The 24,268-nt window shown below is 45.8% G+C and carries 19 protein-coding genes and 1 tRNA gene; 3 read left to right on the forward strand and 17 right to left on the reverse strand.

The window, feature by feature from the left end:
- Positions 1-37: 37 nt before the first annotated feature.
- The 4 genes from EBI00_RS04125 to uvrB all read right to left on the reverse strand — a co-directional run bounded on the left by EBI00_RS04125 (position 38) and on the right by uvrB (position 3,191).
- Positions 38-511, reverse strand: coding sequence for a DMT family transporter (locus tag EBI00_RS04125; protein WP_123094654.1), 474 nt, complete (start codon positions 509-511; stop codon positions 38-40).
- A gap of 275 nt (positions 512-786) precedes the next feature.
- Positions 787-863: transfer RNA gene (locus EBI00_RS04130), tRNA-Val, on the reverse strand.
- Positions 864-946: 83 nt separating this feature from the next.
- Entirely contained in the window at positions 947-1,135 is a 189-nt protein-coding gene (locus EBI00_RS04135) for a hypothetical protein (protein ID WP_123094655.1), read from the reverse strand.
- A 28-nt stretch (positions 1,136-1,163) separates the two neighbouring features.
- A complete protein-coding gene (gene uvrB / locus EBI00_RS04140; protein ID WP_123094656.1) occupies positions 1,164-3,191 on the reverse strand; it encodes an excinuclease ABC subunit UvrB in 2,028 nt (675 codons plus the stop codon).
- Between the two features lie 210 nt (positions 3,192-3,401).
- Between uvrB and EBI00_RS04145 the strand changes: the two genes are divergently transcribed.
- A complete protein-coding gene (locus EBI00_RS04145; RefSeq protein WP_123094657.1) occupies positions 3,402-5,126 on the forward strand; it encodes a SulP family inorganic anion transporter in 1,725 nt (574 codons plus the stop codon).
- 29 nt (positions 5,127-5,155) lie between these two features.
- Here the strand turns inward: EBI00_RS04145 and EBI00_RS04150 are convergent, their stop codons facing one another.
- From EBI00_RS04150 to ihfB, 5 genes are all read right to left on the reverse strand, one after another.
- On the reverse strand, positions 5,156-5,470 hold the full coding sequence (locus tag EBI00_RS04150) for a ComEA family DNA-binding protein (protein WP_123094658.1): 315 nt from the start codon (positions 5,468-5,470) through the stop codon (positions 5,156-5,158).
- Positions 5,471-5,642: 172 nt separating this feature from the next.
- Positions 5,643-6,350, reverse strand: coding sequence for an orotidine-5'-phosphate decarboxylase (pyrF, locus tag EBI00_RS04155; RefSeq protein WP_123094659.1), 708 nt, complete (start codon positions 6,348-6,350; stop codon positions 5,643-5,645).
- A 105-nt stretch (positions 6,351-6,455) separates the two neighbouring features.
- Positions 6,456-7,640: a lipopolysaccharide assembly protein LapB gene (gene lapB / locus EBI00_RS04160; protein WP_241556946.1), complete on the reverse strand. Its 1,185-nt coding sequence runs from the start codon at positions 7,638-7,640 to the stop codon at positions 6,456-6,458.
- The gene (locus EBI00_RS04165) at positions 7,640-7,963 is read right to left on the reverse strand and encodes a lipopolysaccharide assembly protein LapA domain-containing protein (RefSeq protein WP_123094660.1); all 324 of its coding nucleotides are present in this window, start codon (positions 7,961-7,963) and stop codon (positions 7,640-7,642) included. Before EBI00_RS04165 ends, lapB begins: the two co-directional genes overlap by 1 nt.
- Positions 7,964-8,034: 71 nt before the next feature.
- The gene (gene ihfB, locus EBI00_RS04170; protein WP_123094661.1) at positions 8,035-8,340 is read right to left on the reverse strand and encodes an integration host factor subunit beta; all 306 of its coding nucleotides are present in this window, start codon (positions 8,338-8,340) and stop codon (positions 8,035-8,037) included.
- 208 nt (positions 8,341-8,548) lie between these two features.
- Between ihfB and ppa the strand changes: the two genes are divergently transcribed.
- Complete coding sequence (gene ppa / locus EBI00_RS04175) at positions 8,549-9,079, forward strand: inorganic diphosphatase (protein WP_123094662.1); 531 nt, start codon at positions 8,549-8,551, stop codon at positions 9,077-9,079.
- Between the two features lie 83 nt (positions 9,080-9,162).
- Here the strand turns inward: ppa and trxB are convergent, their stop codons facing one another.
- Together trxB and EBI00_RS04185 are read right to left on the reverse strand one after the other, a co-directional pair.
- Positions 9,163-10,116: a thioredoxin-disulfide reductase gene (trxB, locus tag EBI00_RS04180; protein WP_123094663.1), complete on the reverse strand. Its 954-nt coding sequence runs from the start codon at positions 10,114-10,116 to the stop codon at positions 9,163-9,165.
- Between the two features lie 174 nt (positions 10,117-10,290).
- A complete protein-coding gene (locus EBI00_RS04185; RefSeq protein WP_123094664.1) occupies positions 10,291-11,031 on the reverse strand; it encodes a HesA/MoeB/ThiF family protein in 741 nt (246 codons plus the stop codon).
- 87 nt (positions 11,032-11,118) lie between these two features.
- Between EBI00_RS04185 and EBI00_RS04190 the strand changes: the two genes are divergently transcribed.
- Positions 11,119-12,417: an inosine/guanosine kinase gene (locus tag EBI00_RS04190; RefSeq protein WP_123094665.1), complete on the forward strand. Its 1,299-nt coding sequence runs from the start codon at positions 11,119-11,121 to the stop codon at positions 12,415-12,417.
- 106 nt (positions 12,418-12,523) lie between these two features.
- Here the strand turns inward: EBI00_RS04190 and EBI00_RS04195 are convergent, their stop codons facing one another.
- The 6 genes from EBI00_RS04195 to recC all read right to left on the reverse strand — a co-directional run bounded on the left by EBI00_RS04195 (position 12,524) and on the right by recC (position 24,215).
- On the reverse strand, positions 12,524-13,033 hold the full coding sequence (locus EBI00_RS04195; protein WP_206612550.1) for a chemotaxis protein CheW: 510 nt from the start codon (positions 13,031-13,033) through the stop codon (positions 12,524-12,526).
- Positions 13,034-13,139: 106 nt separating this feature from the next.
- Positions 13,140-14,006 carry a Tim44 domain-containing protein gene (locus EBI00_RS04200; protein ID WP_123094666.1) on the reverse strand — a complete coding sequence of 289 codons (867 nt, stop codon included), beginning with the start codon at positions 14,004-14,006 and terminating at the stop codon, positions 13,140-13,142.
- Between the two features lie 13 nt (positions 14,007-14,019).
- Complete coding sequence (locus EBI00_RS04205) at positions 14,020-15,027, reverse strand: tryptophan--tRNA ligase (RefSeq protein WP_123094667.1); 1,008 nt, start codon at positions 15,025-15,027, stop codon at positions 14,020-14,022.
- Positions 15,028-15,167: 140 nt separating this feature from the next.
- Positions 15,168-17,102, reverse strand: a complete 1,935-nt coding sequence (gene recD, locus EBI00_RS04210; RefSeq protein WP_123094668.1) for an exodeoxyribonuclease V subunit alpha — start codon at positions 17,100-17,102, stop codon at positions 15,168-15,170.
- Positions 17,089-20,817, reverse strand: coding sequence for an exodeoxyribonuclease V subunit beta (recB, locus tag EBI00_RS04215; protein WP_123094669.1), 3,729 nt, complete (start codon positions 20,815-20,817; stop codon positions 17,089-17,091). Before recB ends, recD begins: the two co-directional genes overlap by 14 nt.
- Positions 20,814-24,215, reverse strand: coding sequence for an exodeoxyribonuclease V subunit gamma (gene recC, locus EBI00_RS04220; protein WP_123094670.1), 3,402 nt, complete (start codon positions 24,213-24,215; stop codon positions 20,814-20,816). Before recC ends, recB begins: the two co-directional genes overlap by 4 nt.
- Between the last annotated feature and the right edge of the window lie 53 nt (positions 24,216-24,268).

Below are 24,268 nucleotides of genomic sequence, written 5' to 3' on the forward strand. Positions count from 1 at the left end.
TCAGTGAGTGCATCAACAAATTAGGCCCCTAACTAGATCAAGAGCCAGAGCTATTGATCTGAGGTACTTTATTTAGTACTAAAAAGACACCTAAAACCATCAAACCAAGACCTGCAAGCCGCTGTAGATTAAGCGTAAATTTATGGGCCCCGAAAAGTCCAAAATGATCAATAAGACTCATCGCGATTAACTGACCTAGCAAAACAAACGCGATAGCGTTAGAAACACCAAAACGCGGAGCAACCCAAGTGATCGTTAAAATATAGAACAATACAAAAAAGCCGCCTAAATAGAGGTAAACCGGTGTGTTCGGGGGATATAGCGTTTTAGGCACGCCCTCTGTCACCAAAAGATAAGTAACTGCTAAGACCATCCCAACAAATAGTAAAATGGCCGCAGCCAAGGCAGGGCTTTGAAGTCGCGTACCAAGACCACCGTTCAACGTAGCCATTATTGGTATTCCAATACCTGCAATCAACATAATCGCTGCATACATAACAAAGTTAGCCATGAAATCACCTCTCAATTACTTAACTCCCAGCAACTTATTGCTTAGAGCTATTATAGAGTCTTAGTGCCTATTGAAAACGAAAACAACTAAAGCAGTTTAAGGGGAAAAGGTCACTAAAAAACAGTGAAAATACAAAGATGGGATCAAAGTAGTATCAATCTGGTCCCTTTTTGGTCCAAATTCAGATACAAAAAAGCCGAACACTGGGTTCGGCTTTCGTAACTTACACTTTCTAAGTAACTAAAGAGGTAAGTATAATTTTACTTTAAAAAGAGTGGTAGGACTAAGCAGATTCGAACTGCTGACCTCATCCATGTCAAGGATGCGCTCTAACCAACTGAGCTATAGTCCTAAAAAGTGTTTGCCATTATACGCAGAGGTTTGCATTTGGCAAGCCCTTCTCAACATTTTTTGAAGTCTTTGTTTTAAAACTGTTTATTCGTCTAACGGCACGAGCAATTCGTGGCCTATTACTTCATCTATCAGGCTGTAGGGTACCTTGTATTTCTTGTCTTTGAACCTCACCAGGGCGTAGTCATAGCACATTTCAATTACCGTGCAGTTGACTATGACACCGTTATCGATAACACGGATGATGTTGTAGTTTCTTAAGGTAATCGCCATGTCTGCTCACTTCCTTATTTTGTATTTTTTAAGATTCGCCCACGTCTTTTAACTTTCTTTGCAGCTGACGGATTTGGTCACGGTAGCCCGCTGCCAGTTCGAATTTGAGTTCTTCCGAGGCTAACATCATGTCTTTTTGCAGTTGAATGATGGCTTTACGAACTTGAGCCACGTCTTCCATACTTTCCACTTGATAATCTTTTGCGGTCTCGGCGACTTTCTTCGTTTTATTCCCGCGTTTGCCCGCACCTGGGTTGTAGGCGCCTTCCATGATGTCTTCAACGGATTTAGTGATGCCCACTGGCGTGATACCATGCTCTTCGTTATAGGCTTGTTGCTTTTCACGACGGCGGTCCGTTTCACTAATGGCTCGCTCCATAGAACCCGTTATACGATCGGCGTATAAAATCGCTTTACCATTCACGTTACGCGCAGCACGACCTATGGTCTGAATCAACGATTTTTCCGAGCGCAAGAACCCTTCTTTGTCAGCATCAAGAATCGCCACTAGACTCACTTCTGGAATATCTAAACCTTCTCGCAACAAGTTAATACCAACCAGAACATCAAATTCACCCAAACGTAAATCACGAATGATTTCCACTCGCTCAACAGTGTCTATGTCTGAGTGTAAATAACGCACACGTACGCCGTGGTCACTGAGGTAGTCACTTAAATCTTCCGCCATGCGCTTAGTCAAGGTGGTTACCAAGACTCGCTCGCCAATTGGCGTTCGCAGATTGATTTCAGATAACAAATCGTCAACTTGCGTCGCTACAGGTCGGACTTCTAGAATAGGATCTATCAAGCCTGTCGGACGAACAATCTGTTCGACCACCCAATCTTGATGCTCTGCTTCGTATTTACCTGGTGTGGCGGAGACAAAAATCGTTTGTGGTTTAATCTGCTCCCACTCTTCAAATCGCATCGGACGATTATCTAGGGCAGATGGCAAGCGGAAACCGTATTCCACTAGGTTTTCTTTGCGCGATCTATCGCCTTTATACATGGCGCCAATTTGCGACACAGTCACGTGGGACTCGTCAATGACTAACAAGGCATTGGCTGGGAGATAATCAAATAACGTCGGTGGCGGCGCGCCCTCGTCTCGGCCCGACAAATAGCGCGAGTAGTTTTCGATACCTGAGCAGTAGCCTAACTCTTGCATCATTTCTAAATCATACCGAGTGCGCTGCTCCAGACGCTGCATTTCAACCAGCTTATTGAGAGATTTAAGCTGCTCAAGTCGCTGATCCAGTTCGACCTTTATGCGCTCAATGGCGTTAACCACGGTATCTTTCGGGGTCACGTAGTGGGTTTTAGGGTAAATCGTCACCCTAGGCACTTTGCGTAAGGTTTTATTGGTCAATGGCTCTATCATGGACAAGTTTTCGACTTCGTCATCAAACAGCTCGATGCGAATGGCGGTGTCTTCCGAATCGGCAGGAAAGACTTCGATCACGTCGCCACGCACCCGAAAGTTACCACGCTCCAAAACCAAGTCGTTACGCGTGTATTGCAGTTCAGCCAGACGACGTAGGACGGCTCTTTGATCAATACGCTCGCCACGATCAAGGTGCAACATCATTTTCAGATATGACTGCGGGTCACCCAAACCATAAATAGCGGATACGGTCGCGACAATAATAACGTCTTCTCGCTCCAGCAAGGCCTTGGTCGCTGACAAACGCATTTGCTCAATGTGCTCATTCACCGAGGCGTCTTTTTCAATGAAAGTATCCGATGCCGCCACATAAGCTTCTGGCTGATAATAATCGTAATAGGAAACAAAATATTCGACGGCGTTGTGAGGAAAAAATTCTTTAAACTCACCATACAGTTGCGCAGCCAAGGTTTTGTTATGCGCCATAACTATGGTGGGACGTTTAACTTGCGAGATGACATTGGCGATGGTGTAGGTTTTTCCTGACCCCGTTACACCGAGTAAGGTTTGATGAGCCAAACCCGCTTCTACACCACGAACGAGTTTTTCAATGGCTTTTGGCTGATCGCCCGCGGGTGAGTAAGATGAAACAACTTGAAACTCTTGCGACACAGTTTTTTCCCTAAGCTTTACAATTGACAGGCTAGATTAGCAAATTTTGCGATAAACGTCTGGTATTTCCCCCTTTTACGCAGGGATTGCACTTTGGGGATCAGAATACTGAAAACATCAAGATTTGCGCTTTATTAATCATCCTATCCTATATAGCATTACGTGATATGTTTATTACTATTTACTCATCGACTAACCTAAGTCAGGCAAATGACCCGATTGGAAAAATACCTTCCCGCATTGATTTGGCTTAAAAGCTATTCAAAAGCCGATATGCGCACCGACACAGTCGCCAGCTTGATCGCGACCATTTTATTGATTCCTCAAAGCATGGGATACGCCTTGCTGGCGGGGCTACCGGCTGTGGTAGGTCTATACGCTGGCATAGTGCCTTCGATTTTATACTCCCTGTTTGGCACTAGTCGAACGTTGGCGGTGGGGCCTGTTGCAATTACGTCCATGATGACCGCCACCGTGGCTATGCCATTTGCTCTACCAGGCAGTGAAAACTACGCAGCCATTGCCATCATGTTGGCATTCCTGTCGGGAGTGTTCCTGGTACTAATGAGCCTACTAAAAATGGGGTTTTTGTCCAATCTGTTAAGCCATCCTGTGATTTCTGGGTTTATCAGCGCCTCGGCGATTCTTATTGCCGTTGGGCAGTTTAAACATTTTATTGGGGTAGAAGCGACAGGTAATAACTTAATCGAACAGGCCCAAAGCATGATGCTAGACATCGAGAGTATAAGCTTACCGACGGCAATATTAAGTGTCCTGTCCATCGCGGCTATTCTTTTATTAAAACGTTATTTAACGCCCGCTCTCATTCGGTGCCGCTTACCTCTACATCTAGCCGAACTGTTTGGCAAGGCGGGGCCCGTGTTGGTGGTCATAGTTTCAACGGCCTGTGTGGCTTTTTTCTCCTTAGACCAAATGGGCATTAGCATCGTGGGGCACGTTGCCAGTCACTTGCCGACAATCGATATGACAGGTATGAATTTAGACACTATGATAGCCCTGCTACCCGGAGCGTTTTTGATCAGTGTAGTGGGGTTTGTCGGTTCTGTTTCTGTTGCGCAGTCGTTTGCCGCCAAACGAAAAGAAGACATCAATCCCAACCAAGAACTTGTTGGGCTTGGGTTGGCCAACTTAGGGGCCGCATTAAGCGCTTCTTTTCCGGTAACGGGTGGTTTTTCTCGCTCTGTAGTGAATGTTAGTGCCGGCGCTAAAACCCCCATGACAGGTATTTTGACCGCCCTGTTTATGTTGCTAACCTTACTGTTTTTTACCCCCCTATTTTATTATTTACCTAAAGCGGTGTTGGCGGTCAGTATCACGATTTCTATCTTGCAGCTGGTGGATTTTAACGATTTTCTACGTCTATACCGATTCTCGAAAAAAGAAGCCTTTGCCTTGTTGGCGACGTTTTTAGCCGTGCTGTTGGTTAGTATGGAAACGGGGATTATTCTTGGCGTGACCTTGTCATTGTTGTTTTTTCTCTGGCATACCAGCCATCCACATATTGCAGTGGTGGGTCGTTTGCCAGGAACACAAAACTTTCGTAACGTAAAACGGTTTGATGTCGAAACGGATCCTCAGATTATTACAGTCCGTATTGATGAAAATCTGTTCTTCGCCAACGCAAGAGTACTGGAAGATTACATTCTCTCCTTAGTCAGCCAACACAAAGACATCGAACATCTTATTCTTATGTGTACCGCGATTAACATGATTGACGCCAGTGCTTTAGACAGCCTAGAAACCATAGATGAACGATTGCAATCCGCGGGCATCACCTTGCATTTATCGGAAATCAAGGGCCCTGTGATGGACAAACTCATCAAGTCGAGCTTTATGGAACAGTTAAGCGGGTCGATATTTTTAACGCAGCACCAAGCCATGGAAACCTTATCAAGACAGCAATCAAGCGAGTAGTTTGATTGCTGTCTTGTGTTTGCTACTGATTAATTTAAAGAGGTTTCTTCTTCCACTGACACACGCAACAAAGGCTTGTTGCGTGTCAATAATACATCACCAATGCCTTTGACTTGAGCGAGCTGTTCAATGGATTCAAAATTGCCATTGGCTTCTCTAAAAGCCACGATGGCCTCAGCTTTCTTTTCACCCACACCAGACATGACCGCAGCAAACTCGGCCGCTGTCGCAGTATTAATGTCGAGGGGAGTTGCCGCGAATAACGAAAACGGCACAAAGGCCAAAGACACGATAAGAAGAGTACGAGAAATAACAACACGAAGAGTACGAGAAATGTTCATCATTGAATTATCCTTTTCAGATTCTTTTTTCAAAAAGATGGCATCTTGCCAACAAAAAACCACTTACTGTTTTCGCATTATCGCCAAAGCAGTAAGTGGTTTTAGAGTAAAAGCTTTTTTATTAGACTTCAAGATTCTTTTTTAAAGAATCTGTTCATGGCTTTGACCTAGTATTCTATATAAGTATGCCTAAATCGGCATTCGCCTGAGTCAGCACTGCAATCGGATCAGCGGCTTGAGTAATAGGACGCCCCATAACGAGGTAGTGACTGCCAGCCGCCATGGCGTCAGTAGGCGTCATTATGCGCTTTTGATCACCTTGGTCTGAACCGGTAGGACGTATCCCAGGGGTTACCAACACAAAGTCTTTGCCTAGTTCTGTCGACAGCATCTTAGACTCTTGTGCAGAACACACTACACCATCCATACCAGATGACTTCGCCAAGGCGGCAAGGCGCTTCACATGCTGCTCAGGTGTTGCATCAATACCAACTTCTACTAAATCAGATTGGTCCATGCTGGTCAGAACTGTCACCGCAATGAGCAAAGTATTGTTGTTTGGCAATTGTTGCAGCGCGTTGGCGGATGCCTCCATCATGCGACGACCACCAGAAGCGTGAACATTCACCATCCAGACACCGGCTTTCGCCGCGACACTCACGGCATTTGCCACCGTATTGGGGATATCATGAAATTTAAGATCCAAAAATACCTCAAATCCTAACGCGTGCAGCGAGTCCAAAATAGCCGGACCCGCCGTGGTGTAAAGCTCTTTTCCTACTTTTACTCGGCACTGGTTTGGGTCTAATCGTTTCGCCATCTCAATCGATTGCGCCATGGTTGGGTAATCTAGGGCAACCACAATAGGGGATTGGCAGCTCATTCAGTGTCCTCTTTTTTCAGTTTTTGACTATGTATTATGATAGGTGTCTTACAGTATTGAGGTTTTAATACCTGATCGTGAACCTCAGTTATTACTCGATCAATACTATTCGCCTTCTAGACCGTGAATAGGTTTTACAACACCCCAATTTTTACAGCTTGGGCATTGCCAGTGAAGTTGATGACCGGGAAAGCCACATTGACGACATTGATATTTGGGTTTTGCTTGTACAAGTTGGTCAATAAGCTCATGAAGGACCACCAAATGCTGCTGATTGTATCCTTGGGAATCCGCCAGCTGCAAACTTATCAGCTCTTTAAAACCCTTAATAGTTGGGTGGGTTCTTAATTGCTCGACCAAAAACATTTCAGCGTAGTCTTTGTCTGTTTCCATGTAATGATGAACCAATGCCATGATTAAGGCTGCCGAAGGCTTTTTCTGGTTCTGTTCCTGCAAAAATTTAATGTAGCCTCCACTACCCCATATTTTTTGGTAGCAGGCTTTTAGCTTGGGAATAACAATAGAAATGAACTCGGGATCTTGTTCCGCTGCATGCTTTAACTCTTTGATAGCGTCTCGATAACGACCTTGTACGTTTAGCACATCCGCTGCGCCGATACTGGCACGAATACAACTGGAGTCGACATCAAGCGCTTGTTTAAAATGTTGAAATACCAGTTTCCATTGTTCTTTTTTTTTGAATTCTTCCGCCATTTCACAATGGAAGTGAGCAAGGCGCTTGATCTCTTTTTTAGTTGGCGCTTCTTTTATTAACTCATTACCTATCTGAATGGCTTTATCCCAACTCTGCTCAAACTCATAAAGATCTACCAGCAGAGTAAGTACCTTACTGTGAAACTCGCTTTTTTGTGATGTGGTTGCCATGTTTAGCAGCAAGCGCCCTGCCCGGTCTAATAGACCTGCAGACATGAAATCACTCGCAAGCTCTAGCTGCACCATGCGCATTTCTCGTTGAGATATTTCCGGTCTAGCAAGCAAGCTTTGGTGAATATTAATGGCTTTTTGTATTTCGCCTTTCTTGCGAAACAGGTTCCCCAAAGTCAGGTGAATATCAAAGGTATCGGAATTTACTTCAAGTGAATCCACAAAAGCATCAATGGCTTCTGAGTGTTGGTCGTTCAATAGATGATTTAAGCCACGAAAATAATCGGCGGGAACACTTTTTTTGACTTGTTTATTTTTTTTAACAGAGTTTTTTCGTCCCATTGCCCAGCCAATGAAAAGCGCGACAAAAAGAACCAAAAATAGCCCAATTTCTGCCAACTCCATTACTCCTTTCTAGTAGAGAGTTCTTGAGTAATGGACGCTTTGCGCAAGGCATCTACTTCATCTCTTACTTTATCGTATTTACGAGTCAATACTCGTATTTGTCGGTTACTGCGCAAGTAAGCAACCGAGCTAACCAATAAAGCAACACAAGCTCCAACCGTAAAAGCCGTTATGATATACAAGGCCACACTGAGCTCAGGACCTTTCCAAAAGACAAGGTCAAGGGACATTAACTGAGGATTTCGGATAGAAAAAAACACACCTATTGCCAAGAACAATACGACCAAAACAATAGAAATAACTCTTTTCAGCCACGAAAACATAAAAAACCTATTCAAAGAGTGCGTTTACGGCGCTAAGCCGTGATAAATAAGAATACAAAACACTGTATTAACTAACTCAAGTCATTTGGCTCATTGTCCGGCAAATTCACCAACTCTCTGAGCTCTTTCCCAGGCTTAAAATGTGGAACATATTTTGCGCTTAACTCTACGGATTCACCTGTTTTTGGATTTCGTCCTATACGAGGTGCTCGGTAATGCAGAGAAAAGCTACCAAAACCTCTAATTTCGATACGCTCTCCATTCGCTAAAGAAGCAGACATATGGTCTAACATAGACTTAATGGCAAGCTCCACATCTTTAACCGGCAAATGAGATTGCTGATCGATTAGCAGCTCTATCAGCTCAGATTTTGTCATTACTACCCTCGCGATTATAATTTGATCACAGTGTAAGACTAGCTAAATTCAGAAAGAAAGCAATAAGTTAACTCGTTTTAGGGTGAATTTCGCCGTTTTTTATTGCCTTATATAAGAGAATATTACGAATGGAGCCATCCCACAACTAGCATAGAAGCTATCTAGCTTTTATAATGATCGTCATACTTAACACACTGGAAGAAAAATAATGAGCTATAGTAATATACCAGCAGGTAAAGATGCACCAAATGATATCAACGTGATCATTGAAATCCCTGCGCAAGCCAACCCGGTTAAATACGAAGTTGACAAAGACATGGACGCCCTTGTTGTAGATCGTTTTATGACAGCACCTATGTTCTACCCTGCTAACTACGGTTATGTAAATAACACTTTAGCTGACGACGGTGACCCAGTAGATGTATTGGTTATCACACCTTACCCAGTGGTTCCTGGCTCTGTTATTCGCTGCCGTCCTGTTGGTGTATTGAACATGTCTGACGAAGCGGGCATGGACGCAAAATTAGTCGCTGTACCGCACGAAAAATTGAGCAAAGAGTACGGGCATATCCAAGACGTAAACGACATTCCACAGTTGCTACGTGATCAAATCGAACACTTCTTTGAAAACTACAAAACCCTTGAAAAAGGCAAATGGGTAAAAGTAGAAGGTTGGGCTAACGCTGACGAAGCAAGAAAAGCCATTGTTGAAGGCATTGAAGCTTACAACGCGCAGTAATTCGTTAACGCGATTTGCTTTAAGCATAAAAAAACCGATCCTAGGATCGGTTTTTTTATTTTGAGATTTCACACTAAATACGCTTACTCTAGTGAGTCTAGGTAACGCTCTGCGTCCAAAGCAGCCATACAGCCTGTTCCGGCTGATGTAATCGCCTGACGGTAAATATGGTCTGAGACGTCTCCAGCTGCAAACACGCCTTCAATACTAGTCTGAGTGGCGTTCCCTTGGGTGCCAGATTGCACTGTCAAGTAGCCGTCTTTCATTTCTAGCTGGCCTTTAAAAATGTCCGTGTTTGGCTTATGCCCAATCGCAATAAACAAACCAGAAACCGCGATGTCTTTTTTCTCGCCAGTCTCGTTATTCTTAATGCGAACGCCAGTTACACCCGCATCATCGCCTAATACTTCGTCCAGCTCTGAGTACCACTCAATTTTCACATTGCCAGTTTTGGCTTTTTCCATCAATTTGTCTGCGAGTATTTTTTCTGAACGGAATTTGTCGCGGCGGTGAATAACCGTAACAGTTTTTGCAATGTTCGCCAAATACAGTGCTTCTTCAACGGCTGTGTTACCGCCACCTACGACAGCAACGTCTTGATTTCGGTAAAAGAAACCATCGCATGTGGCACACGCTGATACACCTTGTCCCATAAACTTAGATTCACTTTCTAGGCCTAGGTACTGTGCACTGGCGCCAGTCGAAATAATCAAAGCATCACAGGTGTAAACACCGCTATCACCTTCTAAACGGAAAGGACGATTTTGTAAATCTACTTTGTTGACATGATCAAAAATAATTTCGGTTTCAAAACGCTCAGCATGCTTACGCATACGCTCCATTAGTTCTGGACCTTGAACGCCCTGATCATCCCCTGGCCAGTTATCCACTTCTGTGGTGGTGGTTAATTGACCACCCATTTGCATGCCGGTAATCATCACAGGATTCAGGTTGGCTCGCGCCGCATAAACGGCCGCTGTATAGCCCGCTGGACCAGAACCTAGAATCATTAATTTTGCGTGTTTCACATCGCTCATGCTGTTGCTCCTGAAAATAAAGGGTGTCTGACACAAATACTGTGACAAACCAAAATCTTGTTCGCTATATTAACGACTATCGATCAATACTCTTAGAGAAAAATACTAATGATTAAAATAGGGACTTTCTATCAGTTTTCAAGCACCCGTCTCTATTCGTTCGCGTAAATTATTCTAACAACAGGCTAGGCACTCAGGGTCGCGCGTTAAACGCATCTCACGCCAGTGTCCTTCGAAGCCATCAAACACCTTGAGAGCGCCGTGGCGCACTGTGCCGCAACCACTCACCAGCTTAATGGCTTCAAGCGCTTGGTACACGCCTAACAACCCCACGATAGGTGCGATGATACCGCTTTCATTGCAACTTAACTGTTGATCTGACAAAGCGGGATATAAGCATTCATAGCAAGGCGCAGACTCTTTATCGTACAAGAAGCTCACCAACTGCCCTTCCCACCGAATCGCTGCCGCACTAATCAGAGGTGTCTTTTGTGACAGACACGCGCGATTGATCGCTTGTCTAGCGGTAAAATTATCGGTGCAATCCAACACCACATCAGCATTACTCACCGCGTCCAACAAAGCCTCACCTGACAGTTTTTGCGCTATGGTTTGAACCTTCACTGCGGCATTTTTTTTCGCTATTTGCTGCGCTGCTGCGATCACCTTGTCTAATCCAAGCTGACTTTCGTCATAAAGCACCTGACGCGGCAAATTGCTAGACTCCAACTGATCACCGTCAGCTAAAATCAACGTCCCCACGCCAGACGTTGCCAAATACGTGGCTGCAATGTTTCCAAGACCACCCAAGCCAATGATCAGCACGCGAGCGTGAGCCAGATTTAATTGTCCTTGGATATCAAAATTGGGCAGTAATAACTGACGACTGTAGCGATCTAATTCTGATTCGTTCATTTTTACCTTACTTTCTGCTTGTTGATCCTGCCCGACCGGTCAATTCTTTGCTAAACTCACCCAATTATCTTAGCCACGAGCCCCAATATGAAGTTTCCCGGTCAACGCAAACTCAAACACTACTTTCCTGTATCTCAACCCAAACCGACTTTGCCTACATCCGAAGTGAGACCTGACAAAGACACCTATATTGTTGGCTTAGATGAAACCATTGTTGATGTGGTTGCTAATGTATCTGATCAATTTTTAGAGACGTTTAATATCCAAAAAGGATTATCAAACCTAGTCGATTCGGACACAGCATCCGCGATTTATCAAGAGCTGACCGCCAATCAGTGTATTTCCGATCATTTTGCGGGCGGCACCATTGGCAACACCATTCATAACTATTCAGTGTTAGCCGATGATAAATCTGTCTTGCTTGGCGTGATGTCTGCGAATATCACCCTAGGCTCTCCAGCTTATCATTATATCTGCCATACCAGCAGCAAAGTCGATATGAATCACCTACAAGGTGTTCCCGGTGATATCGGCCGTGGTATCACCTTAATCACACCTGACGGTGAGCGCACCTTTGCGATTGCACCGGGTGACATGGACGAACTTAACACCGAACATATCCCAGAACACATTGTTGCAGGTGCCGCCGCACTCGTCACCTGCGCCTATCCGTTGCGGCACCAGGGTAAACCCATAAAACCGGCTATGATAAAGGCGTTGAAGTACGCTCATCAACACCATGTACCAACTGTATTGACGTTAGGCACCAAACATCTTGTAGAAGAATATCAAGATGAGTTGCTTGCCCTTATTAAAAACGACGTCAACGTGTTGGCGATGAACGAGTTAGAGGCTGAGGCCTTAACCGGACTATCCGATCCATTACAAGCTGCGAGTGTCATTTTAGACTATGTTGATCTTGTGCTGCTCACGGCTGGGCCAGATGGCATGTATCTGTGTGGTTATACCGACGATGAATTTAAACGAGAAACCACGCACCCAATAAAATCAGGCAGTCTGGCTGATTTTAATCGCTGGGAGTTCAGCCGCCCCATGCTAAAGAGCGCGTGTAAGCAGCCTGTCAAAGTGTTTTCGCATATTGATCCTTACATGGGAGGACCTGAAAAAATTCGCAACACCAATGGCGCAGGCGACGGCGCCTTGTCCGCTTTGCTTCACGACATCTCAGCAAACCACTTCCATAAGGAAACCTTACCTAAGTCCAGCAAACATCTCGCGCCCTTTTTAACCTATTCTTCTTTTGCTCAAATTTGTAAATATTCTAACCGCGTAAGTTACGAAATACTGGCACAAAACGCGTCCCGCTTATCACGAGGTTTGCCAGAACGAGAAGACAGCCTAGAAGAGGCTTATTGGGAAAGGTAACAAACAGCAATAGCCTGACGTAAAAACAAAACAGACCTGAAAACAAAAAAGCCATGCTAAGCATGGCTTTTTTTTACGTATATTGAAGTGCACTTAGTGTGTTTGCTTAACTCATTGCTTCAATGCCAAGGGCATCATTGCGTTCAAACATACGATCAAGCTCCAGCAGAATCACTAGCTCTTCGTCTTTTTGATATACACCTTGAATAAACATCAAGGCTTCATCATTACCCACACTTGGGCTTTGCTCGATCTCACCTTGATACAAGTAGAATACTTCTTGTACCGCATCGACCAACAAACCCACTTGCTCGCCATCATGTTCAATAATGATAATGCGAGTCTCGTCGGTAATAGTGCATTCTGGCAAACTAAAACGGACACGAGTGTCCACCACGGTCACCACATTACCACGCAAATTCACAATGCCTAACACATAGGACGGGGCACCAGGAACAGGGGCGATTTCGCTATAACGAAGCACCTCTTTTATTTGCATGACGTTGATACCATAGGTTTCGTCGATCAGCTTAAAAGTCAGATACTGCAACAACTCGCCTTTTTTTGTATCCGCTAAGGCTTTCCCATTTTCTTTAACAGGTGCTAATTCAGACATGGCTCACATCCGTTTTCAATTTAATTTTAAATACTGTAGAACTCATCGCAAGGTTTGTCTAGATTAACCTCACTACGATGGTTCTACGAGCATAGTTTCGTAACAATTAGTTATCTTGCTGAATACCAACAATAGTCCAATTTGCCTTGGCATCAGACATATTTTTCTCAAGGTGCCAAATTTCATTGGTTTCTGACGTTTCATCGCCTTCTTTGATCCAACCAGAAAACTGCAAAGAAATAGAAGCTGTCGAACCAATAAACTCACCACGGACCAAATCCACCATCAAGGAAACGACTTCTGTACGAGCTTTGTCATTTCCGTACTGTGCACGCTCTGCCACCAGCAAGTTGTATAGCTCTGGACTAACGTAGTCTAAGATTTCGTCAAAATTATTCTCATCCCATGCTTTTTGCAAAGTGATGTAATGATTTTTCGCTTCTGCCACAAAGGCTTGCTCATTAAAACCAGGTGGTAATTGAATGTCTGGCGTTGCACCGAAACCACTCATTCCCGCCATTGGTGAAGGCTGAACACTGTCGCGAGTCGATTCAGGCATTTCACGGAACATACCGTTTGTGCCAGCTTGCTGAGCCGCTTCTGCTGCTGCACGGCGCTTCGGAGCAATAAAGAACTTGTAAACCAAGAAGCCAATCAGAGCAAACAGCAAGATATCTCCGAATGAGATACCATCAAACGCACCGCTGCCTAATAGAGCTGCAAAAATACCACCAGCCAATAGACCGCCAAGCAGACCACCGCCTAGACCGCCCAATAGCCCTGGCTTTTTGGTGCCCGCCGCAGCCGCTGTACTGGTAGGAGTCGCAGGCGCCGCTTTAGGTTTCGCAACAGAAAAGCTTTTACCAAAGCTCTTACCGCCACCCAATTTTTTAGCATGTACGTCAGCGCTGTAAGCGCCTGCACCAATCGCTAAAACAAACGCCATCAAGATGGCATATACAGATGTTTTCACTGGTTATCTCCTATTATTTAAAATTGACTAGACCAACGGCACTGCGTAGGTCTGAAATCATGTTTCTTGCTCGCGCTCGCGCTTTTTCGGCGCCTGCTTGCAGTATTTCTTCCACGTGAACTGGGTTCGCCATTAACTCAAGATACTTTTCACGTGGCTCAGATAGTTGACCATTAATCAGAGCAAAAAGTTCCTTCTTCGCCTCACCCCATGCTATGCCATCGGCAAAGCTTTGACGCATTTGCGCGGTTTGCTCAGGTGTCGCGAACGCTTTATAAATATCAAACACGACAGAGTCTTCAGGATCTTTCACTTCACCTGGCTCTAACAAGTTTGTTTTAATTTTATTGATACCTTTTTGTAGCTTTTTTTCAGTATCAAATAATGGAATCGTATTGTTGTAACTTTTGCTCATTTTACGGCCGTCTAAGCCTTTAAGAATAGAGCCTTCTTCACCAACAACGGCTTCAGGTAATACAAAATGCTCACCAAATAAATGATTAAAACGACCCGCAATGTCTCGCGCCATTTCGATATGCTGTATTTGGTCACGACCAACCGGCACTTTGTGCGCGTTAAACGCCAAAATATCTGCCGCCATTAATACTGGGTAACAGAACAAGCCCATAGTAATACCAAAATCTGGATCTTGGCCGTTCGCAAGATTTTCATCGACAGCGCCTTTATAAGCATGGGCGCGGTTCATCAAACCTTTAGCGGTTACACAAGTCAGTAGCCAATTCAATTCTGCAATTTCTGGAATATCAGATTGACGGTAGAAAGTTGCTTTATCAGTATCTAAGCCACACGCTAGCCAGGTCGCCGCAATTTCTAAACGAGACTGTTTCACACGTTCTGGATCCTGACATTTGATCAACGCATGATAGTCCGCAAGGAAGAAGTACGATTCCGTATTTTCTTGACGGCTCGCTTCGATCGCTGGACGAATTGCTCCCACATAGTTACCTAAGTGAGGCGTTCCTGTGGTAGTGACACCGGTTAAAACAATTTCTTTTGCCATTGTTGCTACTCTTTCCTACTTTACACAATGTTTAAATGCCGCTTACCCTACCACAAAAAAACCACAGCAAGAATCACGCCGATGAATTATTTGCTCGCATTATCAATATCTTATTCAAAGTAATGCCGAATAGTAAAATATCAATGCCAAAGCTCGTCGACAAGACCAGAATAACGCTGAATACGAGTGCTGGTCGCTGCCCGAATCAATCCGCTTGATCCCCACAAGGTAAACATCTTCTTCGCTCGAGTAATGCCCGTATAAAGCAATTCTTTGGTTAATACTGGCGATGGCGTCATGGGTAATAACAAGGCAACTTGATCAAATTCAGAACCTTGGGACTTATGTACCGTCATCGCAAAGACCACTTCGAACTCACTCAAACGACTCGGTAACAAGCCGGTAAAAGAGCCATCAGGCTGCATAAACCACACACGAAGACGCTGAAACTCATCGGGCATACAAAGGCCAATATCACCGTTAAACAAGCCTAATGCCGCATCGTTTCTCGTTAACATCACCGCTTTTCCCGGATACCAAACATGGGGATCTTTTACTCGCCCACGTTGATAGAAATACTGTTCCAGCTGAGCATTCACCTTCTCGACACCAAATTCACCTTGGCGAACCGCCGTCAAAATCTGATAACGTGAAAACACCTCATAAAGCTTGGCAATATCAAAATTCTGACGCACCGCTTCCCAGTAGTCGTCATAACCTTTGGCCAAGGTCGCGATATCGGCTTTGGTTTGCCCTTCTTCTGGTGCTCGCCACTCAACATCAGCGTAATTAGACTGCAGACAACGCAAAACAGCCTGACTGTCGCCTGCGTTCATGGCTTTTGCCAAGTGTCCGATGCCACTATTAGCGTCAAAGCGATAACTGGTGCGTAACAAAGTAAGCGCTCGGCTAATTGGCGGAGCCGACGGGTTACCAAATTGCGCAAGGTTTTCTCCAGTCAAATTGGCAAGCCGATCAGCCCACTCTGGTTGGAAATAGACATTATCAATGCCATAAGATAAATCCCCAAGCACACTGCCCGCCTCCACAGAAGCAAGCTGGTCTTTGTCTCCAAGTAAGATCAATCGTCCATGGGGCGGCATCGCATCGATCAATTTCGCCATCATCGGCAAATCCACCATGGACACTTCATCCACCAGCAACACATCCAGATGCAGAGGGTTTTCTTTGTTATGTTTAAAACGGCTACGCCCAAATTCACTGCCTAATAAGCGATGCAAAGTACTGGCTTGCTCTGGAATGGCGAGCTTAACCTCATCACTTAATGGTAAATCCGCTTTGGCTTTTGAAATAGATTCCGTCAGCCGCGCCGCCGCTTTGCCTGTTGGCGCAGCAAGTTCAATACGCAGCACTTTGCCTTCCGCCATTGACTGAGCCACCAGCAAAGCCAACAACCTAGTTACCGTTGTTGTCTTCCCGGTTCCTGGGCCACCGCTGACCACCGAGAAAGGCAAGCTCGCCGCGTTGGCGACGGCGACTTTTTGCCAATCCACCTCTTCAGCTTGATTAGGAAAAAGTTGCGCTAATAAACCGGCATCCACAGCAAAAGGCGCAACAGAAAATTGCCCTTCGAGATAATTCAGTACCTGTTGCTCATATTGGAAATAACGATACAAATACAAACGCGTGCCAGCCAATACCATCGGACGCTCAGTGACGCTCTCTGCTAACGAAACCAAACGACTCGCCTGTAAGGCTTCACACCAAGCAGCAACACTCTTCACGCCGCTATTGCCTAACGCCGTTCGTAACTCGTCTAGGTCAATGCCTTCTGGTGGTCTTTGCCAAATGGTCGCCAGATCAATGCAAATATGACCTGCACCAAGATAAGCGCTGCACAAAGCACCGGCGATATGAACAGCACTATGACCTTGGTCAGGATTGCCTTCTTTGACGTGTTGAGCCAATTGCTCAATCCACTGGCAATCAATCGCTCGCAATACGCCTTTGGCCTGCCAATCTGACAAACTGAATGATGTTACTACCGGAGAATTTTCCTCAAGCGTTTTTTCATTGAGAGAGTCGAGCAAACCTAGCTGATTAGAAAAGTCCATATTGCACCGCCTCGTTATTTTCTGGCTTATCTCTTTCTCCACTAAACAGTTTGTCTAAAGCGGTTAAATGCTCAAGACTTAAACGGCTTTGGAAAATGCCTGTTTGCTGTTCTGGCTGCATGCCGCGCAGGAACAAATACACCACGCCGCCAACATGTTTGTCGTAATCATAATTTGGCAAACGCTGCTTCAACAAGCGATGCAAAGCCAAGGTATAAAGTTGATATTGCAAGTCGTATCTGTGCTCGGCGATGGCGTGAACTAGCTTGTCTGGCTCGTAATCGGCAAAGTCGTCACCCAAGTAATTCGACTTATAATCCAGCACGTAATAACGACCTTGGTATTCGAACAGTAAATCGATAAAGCCTTTTAACATGCCTTTTAATGGACGATCCTGAATCATCGGTGCGACTCTCGACACCACATCATGCTCACGAGAAATACGATCCAGCTGCAAGGCGTTCATGCCCGTCACCGGAATAAAAAATTCCATCTCTTTGCGACAAGCAGACGGCGCCAAACTCCCCAGACTCATCCCCGCCATTAACTCGGTGTTAACGATATCAGGCAACCATTCGCTCAATACGTCTTGCCAGTCATCGAAACCCTGACGCTGATAGAAATCGGCCATCAGCTTATGGTGACTGGTTTTTAATAAATCTTTAAAGCTTGGATTAGCAGACACATCATGCAGCGCTTTGCCTTCCAGCGTGTCATGCAAGAACGTCCCAGGCTTTGCGCCTTTGGGAAAGCTGAAACGATTTTGTTGTGGTTCCTTTTGTTGTGGTTCCAATGGCGACTCAGGCACTTCCATATTGTCCAGCAAAGGATCGACAAAACGCGTCATCTCATCCAAACCGGGCACACTTTCATCGTGATGTTCTTTGTCTTCCACCACCAGCGAGGAATAACTGCCGACCCACCAATCACGTTCCACACGACCAGTAAAATTTCGTGCATGAGGTTCGATCAATTCGTCCTGCACCTTATTAAAAGCCGCCATTTTGAATCGTGGTAAACGCTGTGGTTCTTCAGGCAAATCCAATAACTGCATTTGACCGTCTTGATAACGCTCACAAAGACGTTCGATACTTGGATACAAATCGCCAGCCTCAAGCGACTCGCCTTCGCCAATCAAAGCACCAACACCACTAAGATGAACATCCGACATGGCACCACGCGTCTTATTAGACTTTTTGCCCACTTCCATAGAACCAATAAAACAGGCCTCTTTGGAGCGGGTTAACGCCACATAAGCCAAACGAATTTCTGCCGCGTACAGCTCTTCTTTGTGCTGCTCGGTTTGCGCTTCATCAGGATCAATGGCAATCCACAGTTGCTGCTGCGCATCATGATACAAAGCGGAACTGTCCTGATCATGATATGGCGTAAACGCGAAAGGCAAATAAACTATTGGATATTCCAAGCCCTTACTTTTGTGAATGGTAACAATCCGCACCAATTCTGCATCGGTTTCAAGGCGAATCTTTTGCTCGTCACTGTTGCCATTGGGGTTTTGAATCGCCAACCTGAGATAACGTAAAACGCCTTCTTTGGAATCCAACTCAAGAGACTTCTGCTGTAGTTTTTCGGTCAAATGCAGAAAATCGGTCAAGCGACGTTCGCCACCAGTATGACTGAGCATATTCGCCGCCAAGGCAACGTCCTGCATAAACTCACGTAACATGGGCAACAAACCTTGCTTGTCCCAGAGTTCCAAATAATCTCGGAACGCTTGCCCCCATTTCTCATACACCACGTCATCGTGATTTAACGTATCCAAGTCTTCCAGTGACCAATCGACCAAGCTGGTCGCCAAGGCCGAACGCAGTTTACTTTCTTGTCCATTGGATAAGATCGCCGTCAGCACGATCAATAATTCTCGTGCCTCGACCGTTTCAAACACCGAACCTTTGTCACTCAAATACACACTGGCGATGCCGCGCTGACGCAATGCATCTTTCAAGGCATTCGCTTGGCTAAAGTTAGTCACCAATAAGGCAACATCTTTTGGTCGCACGCCTTTGCCATCAATAAGCGCAGAGCCTTGCTGCCCTTCTAGCAACAACTCATGAAGATGCGCCGCGCAGGACTCCGCCATGGTTTGACGATATTCTTTGGCGGAAACTGGCTCGTCACTGCGTTGATACAAAAACTGCAATGCGGCTTGCGTTTGACCCTGTCGAGAAAAACCACCCGCCACGCCACGGTCTTGTACTTCAACAAAGGGAATCCCGGTGACGCGAAAGGGTTCCGCTTGCGTAGTAAAAAGCCCATTCACCGACTGAATCATTGCCGCAGAAGAACGGTAATTGGTTGCCAAAGAATACACGCTGTCGACACGTTTTTTTGCTGCCAAATAGGTGTAAATGTCCGCGCCACGAAAAGCATAAATCGCCTGCTTTGGATCACCAATCATGATCAAGCCTAAGGTATTTTGATCAACAGTCGCTGGTGCATAAATGGTGGAGAAAATCCGATACTGCACCGCATCCGTATCTTGAAATTCGTCGATCAAAGCAATCGGATAAAGATGACGAATGCGTTCGGCTAATTTGCCCGCTTCGTCTTTCGTTAGCGCCACATCAAGAGAAGTTAGCAAATCGGTAAAGGTCAGCGATTGCGTGCTGCGCTTCCAGCGTTTCATGCGTTCTTGGGTTTGCTGCCAAAGCTGAGTTAGCAACACCGCTTTTAATCGCCCCGCATTGGGAAAGCTTTCACGCAAAGACTGCACCAAGCCAAAAAATTCGTGAGCCGGCAAATCGCCGCCTTTGCTCAATCGACTTGCGTGTTCATTGCTATCAAATTTCTCAAGGCTTTTATCTAGTTCAAAACGCGTCGAGTTCGCCCATTGCGTCATGGCTTGAATGTCTTTCGACGGATCTTTGCGCCAAAAAGTGCGTTTAATGCCACTGCGCTCAAGGGCATCAATAATATCTTGCGACTGAGCGAGCCACATGGCACGAACCGCTGCCATGGTTTGTTGAGCCTGACTTAGCGCACTTTCCCAATCGTAATCTGGCACGGCAATTTTGGCGTCAGGCTGGTTATTCAATAAATATAAGTCTTTCAACAAAGCATCTGGATTCGACCAAATCGGCTGAATCAAGGCGGCTTTGGTGTCGTCCATCGGATAAAACACACTGCGCCAAACGTCTTTCACCGCCATAGACAATGGGGCTAACTCGTCAGTCTCAATGGTTTGTTGGAACAACATGCGGCTTTCAAAAGCGTTTTGACTCAGCATACGCTGACAAAAGCCATGAATGGTAAACACCGCGGCTTCGTCCATTTGCTTTTCGGCATACAGTAGCTTTTCTATGGCGCCTGCACTTTGCTCGGCTGACATTTGCGCCATCCAATCCGCCAGAAACACATCGCTGCTTTCGCCTTGTAATAAGGCTTTTCGCGCGGCACGTATGCGTCCACGAATCCGTGCTTTTAGTTCGGCGGTAGCGGCTTCGGTAAAAGTCACCACCAAGATTTGATCCACCGTTAGCGGTTTATCTAAATCTCTACTATTTCCAGATAAAGGCTGCCCAGTCGGCACCAGCAAGCGCAAATACAAGTTCGCAATGGTGTAAGTTTTCCCTGTACCCGCGCTGGCTTCGATTAGGCGTTTGCCAAACAATGGGAAGTTTAAGGCGTTTAGCGGCTCAGGAATCATGTTCAAGGCTTCTGCATTAACAGAAACTAGGTCGTTAGAAAGACTCATTCCATCACCTCCAAATGACGATGCATGGGCAACCAGATTTGCTCACACAAGGCGACAAACTGCGCTTTTTGGCGATTTAAATCAGGGAAATAGCGCTGCCAATAAGCATCGTCCACTTCACTGCGAGTAAAGGCGCTACTGTTGTCTTGATACAGTTTCAATGCTTGCTCCCAAGCAATATCCGCGTCTTCTTGCGTTTTGCTCGAACAATAGCTTTTGCACCATGCATCTGCGCTTTTGGCTGGCAAAGCAATCGGCTGACACAAGCCTTGCTGCAACAAAGCAAGCATGTTGTTTAAATGTTCTTGGGCATCGTTTGGTGGAATGATAATAAAACTGTGCTGAAGCAACTTGCCGGTTTTGGTCAGATTAATAAGGTGATGCTGTTTTGGCGTACCTTGGGCGCACAATGCCAAATGCTCAATCCACGCCTGCATTTTTTGATGAGCGGATAAGTCCCCAATGCGATAAGACAAACGCGTCGTCGCCGTTGGTAAATCCAACCACGCCTGCAAAACAAGACTGCCAAGGGTTAAATTTACTTCAATAGGCGCACATTCCTCCAACGCATAGCCCTGTAACACAGACAACAACTGACGACATTGACCACGACTCTGCTGCAAAGACAAACGCCCTAACGCGCCGTAAGGCAAGGCCCCCGTTAAGGACAAACGCTCAACAAACGAATCTTCATCGTCTTTTAGCATGGCTTGTAGCAAGCCTTCACGCAATTGATAGCCCGCCAAGCCATCTAATGCGAATGGCTCGTCCTCTTTTTCTTCCTCTTCTGGCAAGCTCAAATAGGCTTTTAATCTGCGCTGAGTAAAGTAACGCGCCGGATGTCCAATAAAACGCGACAACTCATCAAGAGCCAGCTCCAATCTTGGCTGCTCTAAACCATCCAGTGGAAGAAACGCTTGTGGCTCATTGTCCACCGGAACACTTAATAACGCCGGTAACCATTGATCGTCATAGCTGTATAAGCGTGTATCAAACTGAACGGCCGATTGTTGCGATTGAACGTAATAAGCGGCATTAAAAGGCTGCAACGGATGCTCAAGAATCAGTCGCTCTAACAAGGCTTTCTGCGCCTCGTCTGGCGCCAATGTTTGGTCGCCGTCAAACACACAACTCTGCCCGATGTATTCCAACAACTCACTGACTAAAATAGACGCATTCTTTTCGCTGTTATCTTGAATACTGCGACCCACATAACTGATATAGAAACAATCTCGCGCCGACATTAAGGCTTCGAGAAACAAGTATTTGTCGTCTTCTCGTCGGCTTCGATCGCCGCTGCGATATTGCCCGACCATCAAATCAAAGCCCATTGGTGCGACGCTTCGAGGATAATCCCCCTCGTTTAAGCCCAACACACAAATGACTTTAAACGGCACCGAGCGCATGGGCATCAAGGTGCAAAAGTTGACTCGCCCCGCTAGGAAACGCTGTCCGCCTTGGGACTCTTGCAACAATGGCGAGAGCAACTGACGGATTACTTGCTGATCCAATGGCGCATCAAAATGCGCTTGCTGCCACTGCAGCGTTAACGCATCAAGCTGCTTACTCAGCAGCACCTGAAAGGCATCGTCTTCGTCCACCAAAAAGAAGCGTTCCGCTAAGTAATACAAGGTCGAAATCCATTCTTTCGGCGCAAGGGATTCCATTAACTTGGCTTGTGCATCGTTAATGGCAACCAAAAATTCCGCCAATTTCCCCGCCACCGAGGCTTCTAACCCTTCTACATCGCCATAACTTAATGTGTCTTGCCAAATATGATCGTGTCCCATGGCATAACCCAACAACATGCGGCGCACGCCATTCAGCCAAGTATGGGATTCTTGTATGGGCAAGTCATGCTGTTGAGCCGTGTTGCCATCCAACCCCCAACGAATGCCAACTTCTGTAGACCATTGGCGAATACGCGCTAACTCGTCGGCGGTTAATTCAAAACGCGCCAACACCGCAGGCACTTCTAATACGCTGATCAATTCTGACAAGGTGAAACGACTTTCGCCCAAACCAAGCAAATACAAATAGGCATCGACAATCGGGTTTTCCATGCCGCCAGATTGGTCAATCAAGGCAAAGGGAATCTGTTTTCTGCCCTGAGCACTGCCTTTAACAGCACCGCTCTTTTTTTCACCCCCAAAAATCGCCTTCACAAACGGGCTGTAGGTGTTGACGTCCGGTAACATGACGATGATGTCTTTTGGCGTTAAGCTCGGATCGCTCTCGAACATTTGCAACAGCTGATCATGCAAGACTTCCACTTCCCGCAATGGGCTATGACAACGATGAACACGAATACTTTGATCACCCACTGCGATAGCGTGACGATATTCCGCATTAGCGATACTGGCGTCTCTTTCTTGTTTCGAACCATGGTTTTCTAGGGTCAATACATCTTGCTGAACCCATTGCAGTAACCCAGTCGATTGCTCACTACGATAATCTTCGAACACTTCCAGCTCGTTATCGGCCATCTCTTGCAGCTGAGCAATGTAGTCTCGACCCAAACGCCCCCAACTTGCCAACAGCGGATTAGCATCAAGATGCAAGGTATCCGTACTCAAACCTGGCTTGAGGGTTTGGCGTTTTATTTCTCGGCCCAAATAATGTTTATCGACCACATCACCCCAATAAAAACGACAAGGGTTCTGCAAAAACAGATGCACATCAATCCAGCCAGAAGCGGCCAACACACGAAGAGATTCCAGCGTATTTGGCGGCAAGGAAGACACGCCAAAAATAAAGATTCGCTCAGGAACGCCGACCGGTCGCGCAGAGGATTGAGTCTTGTCATGCAAGGCCTCAATAAGATTCCCCCGATGATACAAGGAAGTTCCTTGTTGACTGACATCAGCCACCAGATCACGCCATAAAATAGCCTGCCAAGGTTGCTGCTCAAAGATGGCTTTCAGCTTGGGGTCTTGCGCTTCGCCACCCTCCCAACTCTTAATCCAATCAGGGCGATACACCAGATATTGGTCATAAATATCGGCAATGCTGCTGCATAACTGGAAGCGTCGAATTTGTGTATCGTCTTCTTCCAAATACCAACTCAGCGCTTGGAATTCGGGTTCGTGTAAGCGTGCGTCCAGCAAACGCATTAAACGCCATACCAAGAAAGGCTTATTAAATTCACTTTGCGCCGGAATATCGTCTAACGTTTGCGCAAAGGTTTGCCAAACAAAGGTAGAAGGCAGAGGAAACACCAAACCTGCGGCAATGGAGTGCGACTCAGCCAAGAACATCTTCAGCCACTGCGCCATACCGGGGTTTTGTACCAATATATGCTCATCATCAAACGGATTTTCTGGCGGCGAAACAGCCAAAATCTTCGCAAGCAACACGGCCAAATCCTCTAGACGGTTACTTGTGTAAAGTTGAAACATGCACGAATCCTAGGCTTATTCAAATGAAAACAAGCCTAACCTCGGAAGAGATA

Source organism: Marinomonas hwangdonensis (assembly GCF_003721245.1).
Classification (GTDB): domain Bacteria; phylum Pseudomonadota; class Gammaproteobacteria; order Pseudomonadales; family Marinomonadaceae; genus Marinomonas; species Marinomonas hwangdonensis.